Annotated in this window: 13 protein-coding genes; 6 read left to right on the forward strand and 7 right to left on the reverse strand. The window is 37.3% G+C overall.

Annotation, left to right across the window (positions count from 1 at the left end; all coding sequences use genetic code 11):
• The first annotated feature begins 2 nt into the window (after positions 1 to 2).
• Both AAZR93_RS07030 and AAZR93_RS07035 read left to right on the forward strand, forming a co-directional pair.
• Positions 3 to 1,226 carry an MFS transporter gene (locus AAZR93_RS07030; RefSeq protein ID WP_294102759.1) on the forward strand — a complete coding sequence of 408 codons (1,224 nt, stop codon included), beginning with the start codon at positions 3 to 5 and terminating at the stop codon, positions 1,224 to 1,226.
• Between the two features lie 36 nt (positions 1,227 to 1,262).
• Positions 1,263 to 1,976, forward strand: a complete 714-nt coding sequence (locus AAZR93_RS07035) for an MgtC/SapB family protein (protein WP_434719354.1) — start codon at positions 1,263 to 1,265, stop codon at positions 1,974 to 1,976.
• A gap of 327 nt (positions 1,977 to 2,303) precedes the next feature.
• Here AAZR93_RS07035 and AAZR93_RS07040 read toward each other — a convergent pair whose 3' ends face one another.
• From AAZR93_RS07040 to nadC, 7 genes are all read right to left on the reverse strand, one after another.
• Positions 2,304 to 2,588 (reverse strand): hypothetical protein, encoded by a 285-nt coding sequence (locus AAZR93_RS07040; protein ID WP_434719355.1) that lies wholly within the window; start codon positions 2,586 to 2,588, stop codon positions 2,304 to 2,306.
• A 3-nt stretch (positions 2,589 to 2,591) separates the two neighbouring features.
• Positions 2,592 to 3,230, reverse strand: coding sequence for a hypothetical protein (locus tag AAZR93_RS07045; protein ID WP_434719356.1), 639 nt, complete (start codon positions 3,228 to 3,230; stop codon positions 2,592 to 2,594).
• 277 nt (positions 3,231 to 3,507) lie between these two features.
• Positions 3,508 to 4,935 carry a dihydrolipoyl dehydrogenase gene (gene lpdA / locus AAZR93_RS07050; RefSeq protein WP_294102748.1) on the reverse strand — a complete coding sequence of 476 codons (1,428 nt, stop codon included), beginning with the start codon at positions 4,933 to 4,935 and terminating at the stop codon, positions 3,508 to 3,510.
• A 205-nt stretch (positions 4,936 to 5,140) separates the two neighbouring features.
• Positions 5,141 to 7,003 (reverse strand): pyruvate dehydrogenase complex dihydrolipoyllysine-residue acetyltransferase, encoded by a 1,863-nt coding sequence (aceF, locus tag AAZR93_RS07055; protein WP_434719357.1) that lies wholly within the window; start codon positions 7,001 to 7,003, stop codon positions 5,141 to 5,143.
• A gap of 13 nt (positions 7,004 to 7,016) precedes the next feature.
• A complete protein-coding gene (gene aceE / locus AAZR93_RS07060; protein WP_434719358.1) occupies positions 7,017 to 9,683 on the reverse strand; it encodes a pyruvate dehydrogenase (acetyl-transferring), homodimeric type in 2,667 nt (888 codons plus the stop codon).
• Positions 9,684 to 9,856: 173 nt separating this feature from the next.
• A complete protein-coding gene (pdhR, locus tag AAZR93_RS07065) occupies positions 9,857 to 10,627 on the reverse strand; it encodes a pyruvate dehydrogenase complex transcriptional repressor PdhR (RefSeq protein ID WP_294102742.1) in 771 nt (256 codons plus the stop codon).
• A gap of 553 nt (positions 10,628 to 11,180) precedes the next feature.
• Complete coding sequence (gene nadC / locus AAZR93_RS07070; protein WP_294102737.1) at positions 11,181 to 12,080, reverse strand: carboxylating nicotinate-nucleotide diphosphorylase; 900 nt, start codon at positions 12,078 to 12,080, stop codon at positions 11,181 to 11,183.
• 106 nt (positions 12,081 to 12,186) lie between these two features.
• Here nadC and ampD point away from each other — a divergent pair, with 106 nt between their 5' ends.
• From ampD to AAZR93_RS07090, 4 genes are all read left to right on the forward strand, one after another.
• A complete protein-coding gene (gene ampD / locus AAZR93_RS07075; protein ID WP_294102734.1) occupies positions 12,187 to 12,735 on the forward strand; it encodes a 1,6-anhydro-N-acetylmuramyl-L-alanine amidase AmpD in 549 nt (182 codons plus the stop codon).
• 259 nt (positions 12,736 to 12,994) lie between these two features.
• On the forward strand, positions 12,995 to 13,420 hold the full coding sequence (ppdD, locus tag AAZR93_RS07080; protein ID WP_294102732.1) for a prepilin peptidase-dependent pilin: 426 nt from the start codon (positions 12,995 to 12,997) through the stop codon (positions 13,418 to 13,420).
• Between the two features lie 12 nt (positions 13,421 to 13,432).
• Positions 13,433 to 14,830 (forward strand): ATPase, T2SS/T4P/T4SS family, encoded by a 1,398-nt coding sequence (locus AAZR93_RS07085; protein WP_434719359.1) that lies wholly within the window; start codon positions 13,433 to 13,435, stop codon positions 14,828 to 14,830.
• A 2-nt stretch (positions 14,831 to 14,832) separates the two neighbouring features.
• Positions 14,833 to 16,020 (forward strand): type II secretion system F family protein, encoded by a 1,188-nt coding sequence (locus AAZR93_RS07090; protein ID WP_434719360.1) that lies wholly within the window; start codon positions 14,833 to 14,835, stop codon positions 16,018 to 16,020.
• Positions 16,021 to 16,162: the final 142 nt, after the last annotated feature.

Consider the following 16,162-nt stretch of genomic DNA (forward strand, 5'->3'; position numbering starts at 1 on the left):
GCATGGACTTTAAAACAACACCTAGATTACTTATCATGATGTTCGTCCAATATTTTATGCAAGGTGCATGGAATATGACGATGGGCTTAGTTCTTAGCACCTATGGAATGGCTGCAATCATTGGTGATGCCTATGCACTTTTAGGTGTCGCAACACTTATCTCGCCATTATTGATAGGTATGATTGCCGACCGTTTCTTTGCTTCACAAAAAGTCATGGCAATTCTTCACTTAATTAACGCTGCCGTGATCCTCTGCGTCCCTCAATTTGTTGAAGCGCAAAATACGACAATGACCCTCTTTATGATCTTTATTGTCGGCCTACTATTTTATCCAACAACTGCATTATCAAATAGCATCAGCTTCACCCATATAAATGGCGTCAAATACTTCCCTATTATCCGTGTATTTGGCACATTTGGGTTTATGACAATTGGCTTTATTTTAGGCGAAATGGGTTTTTCAGGCAGCACAATGACTTGGTATATTGCCTCCGGTGCCGCTGTGATCTTAGGTCTTTACTGTTTTACACTGCCAAATACACCACCAAAAGCAAAAGGCAAACCGTTCTCTATACGTGATTTACTGTTCCTTGATGCACTCTCATTATTTAAAGATAAATATTTTACTATTCTGATGTTAAGTATCTTTGTGTTAATGATCCCTAAAACTGCATATTCGGCGTATATCCCCGTTTTTATCAAAGCTCTTGGCTTTAACAATGCAGCTTCTATTATGCAAATCGGTGTTGCATTTGAAGTCATGTTTATGTTTGTTTTATCATTTTTCTTATTAAAATTTGGCTTTAAATTTACCTTATTGCTCGGTGCAGTCTCTTGGATTATACGCTCACTATTCTTTGCTCATGCCGCTGTTGATGCCAGCTTAGTCTATATTGTGATTGGTTTGGTACTGCAAGGTTTATGTTGGGATTTCTTCTTCACAGCAGGCGATATTTATGTGGACCGCAAAGCTAAACCAGAAATTCGCGCACAAGCTCAAGGGTTAAGGTTTATTGTTTCCAACGGAATTGGTTTGTTGTTTGCCTCTACTGTTTGCGGTGCAATTTTCAATAATACAGTCACTGAAACAGGTTCTGCTGCATTACCGCAATGGCAGTCATTCTGGTACATACCGGCAGGTATTGCCGCTGTAGTTGCCGTTTTCTTCTTTATTTTCTTTAAAGATGATGTCAGCAAGAAATTAAAAGAAGTCAAAAACATATAACCCATATTTATTCCTAGAGGCAACGAGATATTTAATATGATAACAATGATGAACTATTTAAATGGTACTAATTTAGTTTCTGTCTCCATTATCATAAAACTCGTTGCCTCATTTATATTGGGCGGATTACTTGGCTTAGAAAGAGAATCTAAAGGTAAACCAGTAGGATTCACGACCTGTGTCATCATTTCTGTTGCAAGCTGTCTTTTAACTATTGTTTCTATCCAATCTGCGGAGTACTACGCCGGAATTTCTGACAATATACGCAGTGACCCAATGCGTTTAGCTGCACAAATTGTCAGTGGAATCGGCTTTTTAGGCGCCGGCGTCATCATGCACAGAAGTGATGATGCTATTTCAGGACTAACAACCGCCGCAATCGTCTGGGCTTCAGCGGGGATAGGAATTGCTTGTGGTAATGGGTTTTATCTACAAGCGATAATTGTCACCGTATTATTTTTTATTGCCATCATGATAAGGCCACAAATTGTGTTATTTCAATTTAAAAGGCAACGATTAGGGAAATTAAAGGTAAGAATGCTATTTGACAGTGATGAAGGTGTCCCTATATTAATAGACCATCTAAAACTCACTCGAGATATAATTGATAATCTTAATATTCGTGATGTTAAAAAACAGCGTGTTGAAGTGAGTTTAAAACTGACTATCAGACAACGAATCACTCTACCTGAATTTTACCTTTCACTAAAAAATCTTGCTCACGTGCATTCTGTTTCTATTGAGCACTAATTATTTTAAAGGTGAGGTTAATTGAAATCATTAAAAATATTCCTAAATTATAACTAAGATAGTTAAAGTCAAAAAAACAATATTTATACTTTTTGTATATCTATGTTTAAATTTAAACATTTCTATTAATTTAATAATCTACACCCTAGTCAGGTAGAGATTCAGCCACTGCATACGTGATGCAAAGCTAACCCTTCAACAAAATTGGAAACATAAATTAAAATAGCGATAGAGATCAGCTTAGTTAGCAATTAAAAACCAGTTAATCAGTGTGTAAATAATGACCTAAATTGTCATGGCTTACACACTTAAGGTTATCAATTCAGATTATGCTGAATCTTTCTCAGCTAAATACCGAAAGATTGTAGATATATTTTTTAAGTTATACTTTACTAGGAGCTCTTTTTCTTTAGCTTTGCATAAAGTTTCATAATCATCTTCCAACTGCCCAATGTCTAATCGAGGAGGCTCATTATAAACATCATAAATAAACTCTGAAGGTACGTTCCAATAAAAATCTGAATCTAGGTCAATATCATCTACTCCCTGCTCTTTCATTTCTTTGAAAATGGTTACTACAGCCTCTTCCAGTAAACTAAGTTCTATTTTCATGTTTTAACCTTTACCATTTTTAATTTCATTTATATTCTTTCGAAATGTTTTAATTTCTTGTTCTAAATACTTAATTCTACCATCGATAATTCTTTGCCTAATTGCATCATTAGGTGCATTTTTTAAGTAGCCTTGATTGTCGAAAACATCTGGATTACGCTTATAGTTAGTATCAAATTTATCAGAGATTAGTCTATCTCTATCTTCTGTAGTATTGAGCTTCAATGTAGCTGTCATATTCATTGCCGACGAATGAAATTTCCGTTGATATGTACAGGGGTGTTTTTGAGGATCTGTTAAAACCTTCCATTCATGTGAGCTTTCAATACTACGAACTGTCCCTTTCAATGTTTCAATCTTATCTTCAAGTAATTCTTGGTTTGACCTTCGCGTGTTTTTATATAAGTTTACCCCAACTTGTGAAGGTTCGGCCTTATGGTAGTAAATACGTTCATCACTCGATACTGATTCTTTTTCAGCATAATTATCATGTAAAATATTTTTCAAATTATCATACTGATCAGTCAAATATGTTTCATCATGAATATCATCAGAAAAATTATTAAAATATGAATAGTCATTACTAGGCCGAGAATTACTTCCAACTACCGTCATCGAATCTACATGTTCCATTATTCCCATAAACTAATTTCCTTATTAGTTATAAATAAAAAGCAGAATAAGCAAATTAGAATTTAATATTTTTATAGTCAACTAACCGTTATTTTCATAATAGTTATAAACTTAAAAATTAAACAATTATTTTCAATTGATTAATTTAAATAAAATTATAAAGATGAATTTATTTTTTTATTGCTATAAATACAAAAAAGCCAATGTGTTTCCACATTGGCTTCTATTCACTTTATAAATAAACAACACACTAGAGATGCTGTTTACTATTCGCTAATAAAGAAAATTACTTTTTCTTTTTCGCTTTAGCGTTTGGTAAATCAGTAATGCTACCTTCATAAATTTCAGCAGCCATACCAATTGACTCATATAATGTTGGGTGTGCATGGATAGTCAATGCGAGGTCTTCTGCATCACAACCCATTTCAATTGCTAGGCCGATTTCACCTAGTAATTCACCACCATTAACGCCAACAACAGCACCACCGATAACACGGTTAGTTTGTTTGTCGAAAATTAACTTAGTCATACCTTCAGCACAATCTGATGCTATCGCACGGCCAGATGCAGCCCATGGGAATGTTGCAACTTCATAGCTGATATTCTTTTCTTTCGCTTCTTTTTCAGTCAAACCAACCCAAGCGACTTCTGGCTCAGTGTAAGCAATTGATGGAATAACTTTAGGGTCGAAATAATGTTTCAGACCAGAAATAACTTCTGCTGCAACGTGACCTTCATGAACACCTTTGTGAGCCAACATTGGTTGACCGACGATATCGCCGATAGCAAAGATATGAGGTACGTTAGTGCGCATTTGTTTATCAACATGGATAAATCCACGATCGTCAACTTCAACGCCTGCTTGGCCTGCATCTAAGTTTTTACCATTAGGTACACGACCGATAGCGACTAATACAGCATCATAACGTTGTGGTTCTGCGGAGGCTTTTTTGCCTTCCATAGAAACATAAATGCCGTCTTCTTTTGCTTCAACAGCTGTTACTTTAGTTTCTAATAGCAGATTGAATTTCTTGCTGATTTGCTTGGTGAAGACTTTAACTACGTCTTTGTCAGCCGCAGGGATGACTTGATCAAACATTTCAACAACATCGATTTGAGAACCTAGAGCATGGTACACAGTACCCATTTCTAGACCGATGATACCACCACCCATAACTAGCAGACGCTCTGGAACTTCTTTCAGTTCTAACGCATCGGTTGAGTCCCAAATGCGTGAATCTTCATGAGGAATGAATGGCAACTGAATAGGACGTGAGCCCGCAGCAATAATAGCATTATCAAAATTAATTGTTGTGCTGCCGTTTTCACCGTCAACTACCAGCGTGTTTGCACCTGTAAATTTACCAAAACCATTAACCACGGTAACTTTACGACCTTTAGCCATACCTGCTAAGCCGCCAGTTAACTGATTGATAACTTTTTCTTTCCACATACGAACTTTGGTAATGTCAGTTTTTGGCTCACCAAAAACGATACCATGTTCAGCTAAAGCTTTAGCTTCTTCGATCACTTTTGCAACATGCAACAAAGCTTTAGATGGGATACAACCCACGTTTAAACAAACTCCACCTAGAGTTGAATAACGCTCAACCAAAACAGTTTCTAAACCTAAGTCAGCGCAACGGAAAGCCGCAGAATATCCTGCAGGGCCTGCACCAAGTACGACTACTTGGGCTTTAATTTCAGTACTCATCATGACCTCATTTTGTTTTGTCCAGCGGGGCTGCCGAATAAACGAATTTTCCACTGGAAAAGTACACACCGAAAGCAGTTTACAGAATTGTTAACACCCTGAAAAGGCTCATTACGTGATGTAACTCCCAACCTGTGGCAGCAACAGCAAAAAACTCTGCCCCAGCCTAAATAAAACAGACCGGCCTATAAGCCGGTCTTATTATTTACATCACTAGACGGCGAATATCGCTCATCAATTGTCCAACCAAAGTGATGAATCGAGCGCCATCAGCGCCATCAATTACACGGTGGTCAAATGAAAGTGACATAGGCAGGATCAGGCGAGGAATAAACTCGCTACCATTCCACACTGGTTTCATTGCTGAACGTGATAGACCCATAATGGCAACTTCTGGTGCATTTACAATCGGAGCAAAACCGGTTGTACCAATACCACCAAGACTCGAAATAGTGAAGCAACCACCTTGCATATCAGCGGCAGTCAATTTACCTGCACGAGCCTTCTTAGACACTTCACCTAACTCGCGAGATAACTCCATAATGCCTTTTTTGTTCACATCTTTGAAAACAGGAACAACTAGGCCATTAGGGGTATCAACAGCGATACCGATGTTAATATATTTCTTCAGGAACAAACGCTGTGCATCTTCAGAAATAGAGCTGTTGAAACGTGGCATCTCTTCAAGAGCACGAGCTACCGCTTTCATGATAAACACCAGTGGTGTGATTTTCACACCAAGCTGTTTCTTCTCAGCTTCTTTATTCTGTTGTTTACGGAACTCTTCAACTTCAGTGGTATCAACATCTTCCATCAGTGTAACGTGTGGGATCATGACCCAGTTACGGCTTAGGTTAGCACCAGAGATTTTTTGAATACGGCCCAGTTCAACTTCTTCAACTTCACCGAACTTGCTGTAATCAATTTTCGGCCATGGCAACATACCCGGTAAGCCGCCACCCGCTGCTGCTGGAGATTCTGCACGTTTCACAGCATCTTTAACATAAGCTTGGACGTCTTCACGAAGAATACGACCTTTACGACCCGTACCTTTAACTTTCGCTAAATTAACACCAAACTCACGCGCTAAACGACGAATAACCGGCGTTGCATGAATATAAGCGTCATTTTCAACGAAGTCGTTTTTGCTATCAGCCGCTTTCACTGGTGCTGATGCAACAGGTGCAGCCGATGGTGCTGGTGCAGAAGCCGCAACTACAGGAGCCGCTGCTGGTGCTGAGCCTGCAACTTCAAAAGTCATCACCAGTGAACCGGTTTTAACTTTGTCGCCAGTCGCGATTTTAATTTCTTTAACTGTACCAGCAAATGGTGCAGGCACTTCCATTGAAGCTTTATCGCCTTCAACAGTAATGATTGACTGTTCAGCTGCAACTTTATCGCCAACTTTAACCATAACCTCGGTAACTTCAACTTCATCACCGCCGATATCTGGAACGTTAACATCTTTGATTGCAGAAGCTGTCGCAGCAACTGGTGCCGCAGAAACTGCCGCCGGTGCCGCTGTAGGAGCCGCAGAACCTGCAACTTCAAATACCATAATCAAAGAACCAGTTTGAACTTTATCACCAGTTGCAATCTTAATTTCTTTAACTGTACCAGCAAATGGTGCAGGTACTTCCATTGAGGCTTTATCACCTTCAACAGTAATGATCGATTGTTCAGCTTCGACTTTATCGCCAACTTTAACCATGATTTCAGTAACTTCAACTTCATCGCCACCAATATCAGGTACAGCAACTTCTTTTGCTTCAGCTGTAGCTGGTGCTGCGGTAGCCGCAGGAGCAGAAGCTGCTGCAGTTGGCGCTGCTGCGCCTTCTGCTGCTTCAAAAATCATAATTAATTTGCCAGTAGTGACTTTGTCACCCACTGCAATTTTAATTTCTTTAACCACACCCGCTTGTGGAGATGGGACTTCCATAGAAGCTTTATCACCTTCAACTGTGATAATTGATTGTTCTGCTTCTACTTTATCACCAACTTTAACCATCACTTCGGTGACTTCAACTTCATCAGCACCGATATCAGGCACTTGGATTTCAATAGACATTGATTCTTACCTCTTATGCCAAACGTGGGTTAACTTTATCTGGGTTGATGTTGTATTTTTTAATCGCTTCTTCAACGATTTGAACATCAATTTCACCACGTTTAGCCAATTCACCTAGCGCTGCAACTATCACATAAGTTGTGTCCACTTCAAAGTGGTGACGCAGGTTTTCACGGCTATCTGAACGACCGAAACCATCGGTTCCTAGTACACGATACTCACTAGCAGGTACATAGGTACGAATTTGCTCTGCGAACAGTTTCATGTAGTCAGTTGATGCAACAGCTGGTGCGTCATTCATGACTTGAGCAACATATGGAACACGTGGCGTAGCAGATGGATGTAGCATATTCCAACGCTCACAGTCTTGACCATCACGAGCCAATTCAGTGAATGAGGTTACGCTATAAACATCAGAACCAATTCCATATTCAGTTGACAGCACATTTGCAGCTTCACGTACGTGGCGCATCATTGAGCCAGAACCTAATAACTGAACTTTACCTTTGCTACCTTCAACAGAAGCCAGCTTGTAGATACCTTTACGGATACCTTCTTCAACGCCTTCTGGCATTGCATGCATATGGTAGTTTTCATTAAGAGTCGTGATGTAGTAATACACGTTCTCTTGTTTCTCGCCATACATGCGCTCTAAACCGTCGTGCATAATGACAGCAACTTCATAAGCGTAAGCTGGGTCATAAGAAATACAGTTAGGAATAGTCAGTGACTGGATATGGCTATGACCATCTTCATGCTGTAAGCCTTCACCATTAAGTGTTGTACGACCTGAAGTACCACCAATCAGGAAGCCACGTGCTTGTTGGTCACCCGCTGCCCACATCAAGTCACCAATACGTTGGAAACCAAACATTGAGTAGTAGATATAGAATGGGATCATTGGTAGGTTATTGGTGCTATATGATGTCGCCGCAGCTAACCATGAAGAGCCCGCACCTAACTCATTGATACCTTCTTGCAAAATTTGACCTTTAGAATCTTCTTTATAGTAAGCAACTTGCTCACGATCCTGAGGGGTATATTGCTGCCCTTTCGCACTGTAAATACCGATTTGACGGAACAGACCTTCCATACCAAAGGTACGTGCTTCATCAGCGATAATTGGGACTAAACGTTCTTTAATAGAGCTGTTTTTCAACATAACATTCAGAACACGAACGAATGCAATTGTGGTTGAAATTTCTTTAGATTGCTCTTCAAGTAATTGGCTAAAGTCTGACAGTGCTGGAATTTCCAGTTTCTCTTCAAACTTAGCACGACGAGCTGGCAAATAACCACCAAGCGCTTGACGACGCTCATGTAGATATTTGTACTCCTCTGAATCTTTTTCAAATGTAATGTACGGCAGTTTTTCAATTTGGTCGTCGGCAACTGGCACATTGAATTGATCACGGAAGTAACGTACGCCATCCATGTTCATTTTCTTCACTTGGTGAGCGATGTTTTTACCTTCCGCCGTTTCACCCATACCATAACCTTTGATGGTTTGAGCTAAAATGACAGTTGGTTTGCCTTTCGTTTCTTCTGCTTTTTTAAATGCTGCATAGACTTTCTTCGGATCGTGACCACCACGGTTCAACGCCCAAATTTCATCATCAGTCATGTCTTTAACTAATGCAGCAGTTTCTGGGTAGCGATTAAAGAAATGTTCGCGAACATAAGCACCATCACGTGACTTAAATGTTTGATAGTCGCCATCCAGTGTTTCGTTCATCAGTTGAACTAATTTGCCGCTAGTATCTTTGCGCAGCAATTCATCCCAACGATCGCCCCACATAACTTTGATAACTTGCCAGCCAGCGCCACTAAAGATGCCTTCTAGCTCGTTAACAATTTTACCATTACCAGTTACTGGGCCATCTAAACGCTGTAAGTTACAGTTAATAACGAAAACTAAGTTATCTAACTTATCGCGAGTTGCGATAGTAATCGCACCTTTAGATTCTGGCTCATCCATCTCACCATCGCCTAAGAAAGCATATACCGTCTGTGCAGAGGTATTTTTCAGACCACGGTTATCCAAATATTTTAAGAATTTAGCTTGGTAGATAGCATTGATTGGTCCCAGACCCATTGAAACAGTTGGGAACTGCCAGAAATCAGGCATTAATTTAGGGTGTGGGTAAGAAGATAAACCTTTACCACCAATTTCTTGACGGAAATTATTCATCTGCTCTTCAGTTAAGCGGCCTTCTAAGAAAGCACGAGCATAGATACCCGGGGAAATATGGCCTTGGAAAAATACCAAGTCGCCGCCATCATTATTATTATGAGCGCGGAAGAAGTGGTTAAAACAAACTTCATATAAGGTTGCAGCAGATTGGAATGAGGCCATATGGCCACCCAACTCTAAATCCTTTTTAGAAGCACGCAGAACAGTCATAACTGCGTTCCAACGAATTGCAGAGCGAATACGGCGCTCTAAATCCATGTTACCAGGGTATGCAGGTTCATCTTCAACAGCAATTGTGTTGATGTAATCAAAATGACCGGATGCACCAGCAGCAATGTTAACACCGCCTTTACGTGCTTCGCTCAATACCTGTTCGATAATGAACTGTGCACGATCAACACCTTCTTCACGGATCACCGATTCAATCGCCTGTAACCAGTCGCGAGTTTCAATCGGATCCACGTCATTTTTTAACATATCTGACATGGTGTATTCCTTATCTGTTATCTATTTTATGATGTTTATGTGGAGCCTATCTTCCCGTTATTTTCCCATTTCATTAAAAATAACGGGAAGATAGGCCCTAATGTAGTTGCTGCGTTTAGCGCTCAAATAGAGCATTCACAGTAATATAGATGCAGCAGTCAGATTCTATATTACTACTTTAAATCAGGATGTTGCTGTAACCTACGTAACGAACGTTCTCGTCTTGTCTGCTCTCGGCCAATATCCAAAAGCAAGTCTTCAATAAAGGCTAAGTGGCGATGAGAAGCTTCTCGAGCTTTTTCAGGTTCTCTTGCCATTATAGCGGAGAAAATTTGAGCTCTATGTTCACTAACTGCTTTATACATATCTTTACGCGTGTATAAAAACTCAAAATTTTGCTTAATATTTTGTTCCAACATAGGAACCATGCAGCGCAACAGGTGCAATAAAACAACGTTATGAGCAGCTTCTGTTACAATCAGTTGATATTGTAATACCGCGTCTGATTCAGCTTCAAGCCCGCCATTTTGCTGTGCAACTTCAATTAGTTCATAACTTTGACGAATTCTCACTAAATCTTCTTCAGTACCACGAAGAGCAGCATAATAAGCGGCAATACCTTCGAGTGCATGACGCGTTTCAAGGAGATCAAATTGAGATTCAGGGTTACCAGCAAGTAATTCAGCAAGTGGGTCGCTAAAACTTTGCCACATTTTTTTTTGAACAAAGGTTCCACCACCTTGACGGCGAGATAAAAGACCTTTGGTTTCTAAAGTTTGAATTGCTTCACGTACTGATGGTCTGGACACGTCAAACTGTTTAGCCAGTTCGCGTTCAGGAGGCAGCTTTTCGCCGGGGCGTAAAGTCCCCTCGAAAATAAGATGTTCGAGTCGTTGCTCTATAACATCAGATAACTTTGGTTGGCGAATTTTACCGTAAGTCATAATCTGCCATGTTCATTAGTGAGTAATTATTGATTACGTATTACCCAGTGTTAATTGGTAATACCAATTTATTTATGGGTTAATAAAGTAACAAAGTATTCACTATCTGTCCATAAAGACCTTGTGCTAAATCATAAAATCCTGCAAATTTTAACAAAAAATTTTAATATTTAGCATAATTTGATAACTAAACACATTTATACGCATATTGATATTTAACATTTAAATCGATTTTTTATGCCAAAATAACGATAACTGAAGCGTTACAGTTACAAACTAAGGTAAATCAAAGTCAATTATAATGCATAATTATTCAATAAATGTATCTAAGCGATTACTGAAATACAAAACGCCATCTTTAACATAAAAAAATCGTTAAAATATCCATTAAGTCAAACTTAAATCAAATTTCGATTTAAAAAATAGCACTGAACTAAACCAGATAGCCTCATCAGCATTTGACGTCAATTTAAAAACCAGCAGAGATTGTTCAAATTATGTCCTTCACTTTACAATCTCTGCTGTTTAATCGTAATAACTAGCGAAGCTTCCGTTATTTCTCATTCACAAATCGCATGGATAAATCCATTGCTTTAATATGTTTAGTCAATGCACCGACTGAGATAAAATCAATTCCAGTTTCAGCAAACTCTTTGATTGTACTTAAGGTTACGTTTCCTGATACCTCTAAAGCGGCCTTCTCGGCTGTTAGTACCACAGCATCTTTCATCATTTTAGTCGTAAAATTATCTAACATGATGATATCTGCATCAGCCTTTATTGCTTGAAGTAGTTCATCCAAATTTTCAACTTCAACCTCTATAGGGACTTCAGAGTGAGCTTTACGAGCAAGGTTGACGGCTTGTTCTACGGAACCCGCTGAAATAATATGATTTTCTTTAATAAGATAGGCATCAGATAAACCAAGGCGATGATTAAACCCTCCGCCCATCAAAACGGCATATTTTAATGCCGTTCTTAGTCCAGGAATGGTTTTTCTTGTGTCCAGAAGCTTAGCTCTTGTCCCTTTGAGCTGTTCCACATATAGAGCTGTCACTGTCGAGACAGACGACAATGTTTGAATAAAATTAAGTGCTGTCCGTTCTCCGGTTAAAAGTACCTGAGATGGCCCAGACATTTCACAGAGAATTTGATTTGGTGCAACGGTATCGCCGTCGCGTACTTGCCAATGAACTTTAACCTGGCCACCTAATTGATGAAAAACTTCATCAAGCCATTGTTGCCCACAAAAAACACCCTGTTCTCTTGTAATAATTCGAGCTGTTGCAAGCGTATTTTCATTGAGCAATTGCCCAGTAATATCTTGTTTATAATCAACCAACTGGCCTAAATCTTCTTTCAGTGCAACACTGACCATGAAGGGAATATCTACAGACAATCTTTCAAGAAGAACTTCACGTCTTTGTTTCTCATCGTAACGTCGTATAGCCATTAGTAAACTCCAAAAATATCCACCCGTGTCATATCATCTATGCTAATCTTTCTAGCTATAGATAACGAGAGCTTAAAAAAGAAAAGAGAATACTATGGATACCGGTATGAAAATACATAATGGTTGGCTAAAAAATGTGACTCATATCCCTTCTCCCCATTATGATGAAAGACCTGAAACTACGGTTCCTTCGCTTTTAGTTATACACAATATCAGCCTTCCTCCTGGACAATTTGGTGGCCCGTATATTAATCAGCTTTTTACAGGGACATTAAATCCTGATGAGCATCCATTTTTTGACGAGATAAAACACCTTCGAGTTTCTGCCCATTGTCTAATACGCCGTGATGGTGAAATAATACAATATGTTCCTTTTAATATGCGTGCTTGGCATGCGGGACAATCAAGTTATCAAGGCCGAGAAAAATGTAATGACTTTTCAATTGGTATTGAACTCGAAGGAACCGATTTCGAACCTTTTACAGAAGATCAATATTTAGCACTAGCTCAAATCACAAAATTACTTATCGCTCAATATCCGCTTATTGCACACAATATTACCGGCCACAGTGATATTGCACCTAATCGAAAAACAGATCCTGGCCCTTATTTCAATTGGTCACATTACAAAGAAAAATTAAAAACATTTAAATAATTCAACATTTATTAACCCTCGTAATTAAACTTTAAAATATAATTACGAGTATTTTAAATTAAGCCAAAAAAATCATATTCTCTCAAGATTATATGAAAATAAATTTATATTTTTTCGAGTACGCTCCAAATAAAAATGAAACCCCACTTATTATCATAAATATTTTTCAAAACCGCTCGCATATAATAATGCAATGACTAAATGTAACGTAAAAACTCGTTCATGATATTCACTCACCTAAACATAGAAGGATTTAATCATGAATCAAAAAGGATTTTCGTTAATTGAAATAATGGTTGTTATAGCAATAATTTCTATACTTAGTGCAATAGCCATTCCAGGCTATCAAGGATATATGCAAAAAGCTGCAATGACCGATGTACTACAAACTATACTTCCTTATAAAAATAGCGTTGAATTATGTAGTTTCAATCAAGGCGGTTTAACTCAATGTGCTAGCGGAAAAGACAATATTCCTAATAATGTTAAAGGTAAGTACCTTAGTGCAATAGATGTAAAAGCTGGTGTCATTACTTTTACTGCTGATAAAGCACTCTCAGGCCTTTCTGCTACATTAACACCTTTAAATACAAATAATAATATGCCTTTTCAATGGACAATTGTTTGTGAAAGCGACAGTGATGATAATTTAAAATCACTCTGTGAAAAAACACTCAATTTTTAAATAAGGGCTAAAATGAATTACACCAGGGAAAGGCAATATATTTTTAAAGAACTTAAAAATGTATGCGATAAAAATTATATAATAATAATTGATTACAACCATAAAAGATTATCAATTGCCGTATCGCAAAAACCTAATGATAACGTTATTTCAACACTAAGATTTATTGCTAGTGTACCAGTCTGTTATGACATTTGGCCAAAAGAAAAAATAGACCACTATTTTAATCATGATATTCACGAAGTTCAGGAAGAAGAAAAAACCTATCAATCAAAAGAAACCGAATCATTAAATACATCCTCGCCAGCAATTGACTTTGTTGAGGAATTACTTAAGTCCGCAGTTCGTAAGCGTTCATCAGACATACATATAGAACCAACTAAGCAAGGCATTAAAATACGTATTAGGGTGGATGGGAAACTACATTTTATGCCATCTCCTCCTTATGAAATTAATAATGAGATTATTGCTCGGATTAAAATACTAGCAAAAATGAATATTGCAGAAAAAAGGCTTCCTCAAGATGGACAATTGAATTGGTATTTTGATGGATACAATTTCAGTATACGCTTATCAAGTATTCCCACCTTATATGGCGAAAAACTGGTTTTAAGACTACTCAATACTCAACTTAAATATTCCATAGAGCACATCGGGATGTGCTCTACCCTATTAAACGTATTAAAAGAAAACTTACATAAACCTCAAGGATTAATATTAGTCACAGGCCCAACGGGGAGTGGCAAAACAGTCACCCTATATAGCGCTCTAGAGTATTTAAATCAATCCTCAAGAAATATTTCAACCATTGAAGATCCTATAGAAATCCCTCTTCAAGGGATAAATCAAATTCAAGTTAACGAAAAATATGGATTAAGTTTTGCATTTACACTTAGAGCCTTATTAAGGCAGGATCCGGATATTATTATGGTTGGTGAAATACGAGATGAAGAAACAGCTCAAATTGCAACCAGAGCAGCACAAACCGGTCATTTAGTGCTTTCAACACTACATACAAATTGCACTGTGAGTGCAATAGAGCGTATGGAGCAATTAGGTGTCAATAAAGCACAATTGAGGTCTTGCTTAAAAATGGTTATTGCTCAACGACTTGTTAGAAAACTCTGCTCTAATTGCAAACAACCAACAACAAAACAAACGGAAATCGATGAAAATACCTATGTTAATGAATCGATATCATCAGGATGTGACCAATGTTTTGCCGGCTTTATGGGAAGAACTGCAATCTATGAATACCTTCATCATGATAATTTGAAAAATGTCTTTGCCAATCAAAAGATTTGTTCGAGTAATTTTATCAATTTATTTCAATCCGGTATTAAGCTCATAGAGTCTGGAAATACGAGCTTACAAGAAGTTTACGCCATAGTAGGCAAAGGGGACTATTAATTATGTTTATATACTCCTATACGGCAATCAATAGCCATAATGATTTAATAAAAGACACATTAATTGCTAAAAATAAAAAGCAGGCGTTATTAATTATTATTGAAAATAATCTAATACCTTTAAAAATAAAGCTAAAAGCCATTTTCAATTTAAATAAATTAAATTTGAATTATCGAATTCATTTCTTTCATCAATTAAGTATATTGACATCTTCAGGAATAAACTTACTTCAATGTTTGAGTATTTTAAAATCCAACTGTCAACTACCACTTTGGAACTATATTATTTCATGTTCAATCAATAACTTGAAAAAAGGTGAAAGTTTCGCTAAAAACCTAAAACAACATCCGACTATCTTTGACAGCACCACTTTAAGCCTAATAATAATTGCTGAAAAAACAGGACAGTATGAAAATAGTTTTACTATTATAACGTCTATGTTAGAGCATAACATTGAAACAACGCAAATCATTAAGAAAGCCTTGAGATACCCAATTACACTCATAATATTTTCAATTATTCTTTTATCAATTATGTTACTGTATGTTATTCCTCAATTTGAAAATATTTATTCGACATTTCAACATGAACTTCCATTCTTAACACAAATTATGATAGTTATATCTAACCGAATTAGAGATGAGTTTTATCTATTCTTTATATTAATCTCACTCTTTATATTATGTGTAATCAAATTTAGAACAGAATTTAAGAAATACCTCCATCAGCTTTCAACAATCATTCCCTATTTTGGACAATTAATACAATTTCACAATTTATCTATCTATTTTTTAACATTATCATCAACATTAAAAGCAGGTTTACCATTGCCTGAATGCTTAAATTGTGCAATCGGAACTATCACTAATAATCACTATCATAAAGATTGTCAGTTCATCCATAGTACTGTAATTAAAGGCGAGTCATTATCCAGTGCGATGAACCAAGCCCCTTTTTTTCCGAATTTAGCAATTCAACTTATATCTATCGCCGAAGAAACAGATAAGCTTCAATACTTTACACAGTATTTATTCAAATATTATTCTAAACAATATGCAGATATAACAAAGCAAAGACTTAAAAATCTTGAACCGATTTTACTTGTTTTAATTTCAAGTCTTATCGGTGTGATAATGTTAGCGATGTATTTGCCAATATTTAATCTAGGTAATGTAATTACCGGTGTTTAATAACCTATTCTAGGGATAAAAATTTTACCTTTATGTTATAAATAGAATGTAATTTGTATATGTCCCCCACTCTTGTTATATGTTATAAATTGTATGTCATATATGTTACAGTGAGAGCAGACAAATTCGAAATTTCAGTGTA

It is taken from the genome of Providencia sp. Je.9.19 (genome assembly GCF_051129765.1).
Classification (GTDB): domain Bacteria; phylum Pseudomonadota; class Gammaproteobacteria; order Enterobacterales; family Enterobacteriaceae; genus Providencia.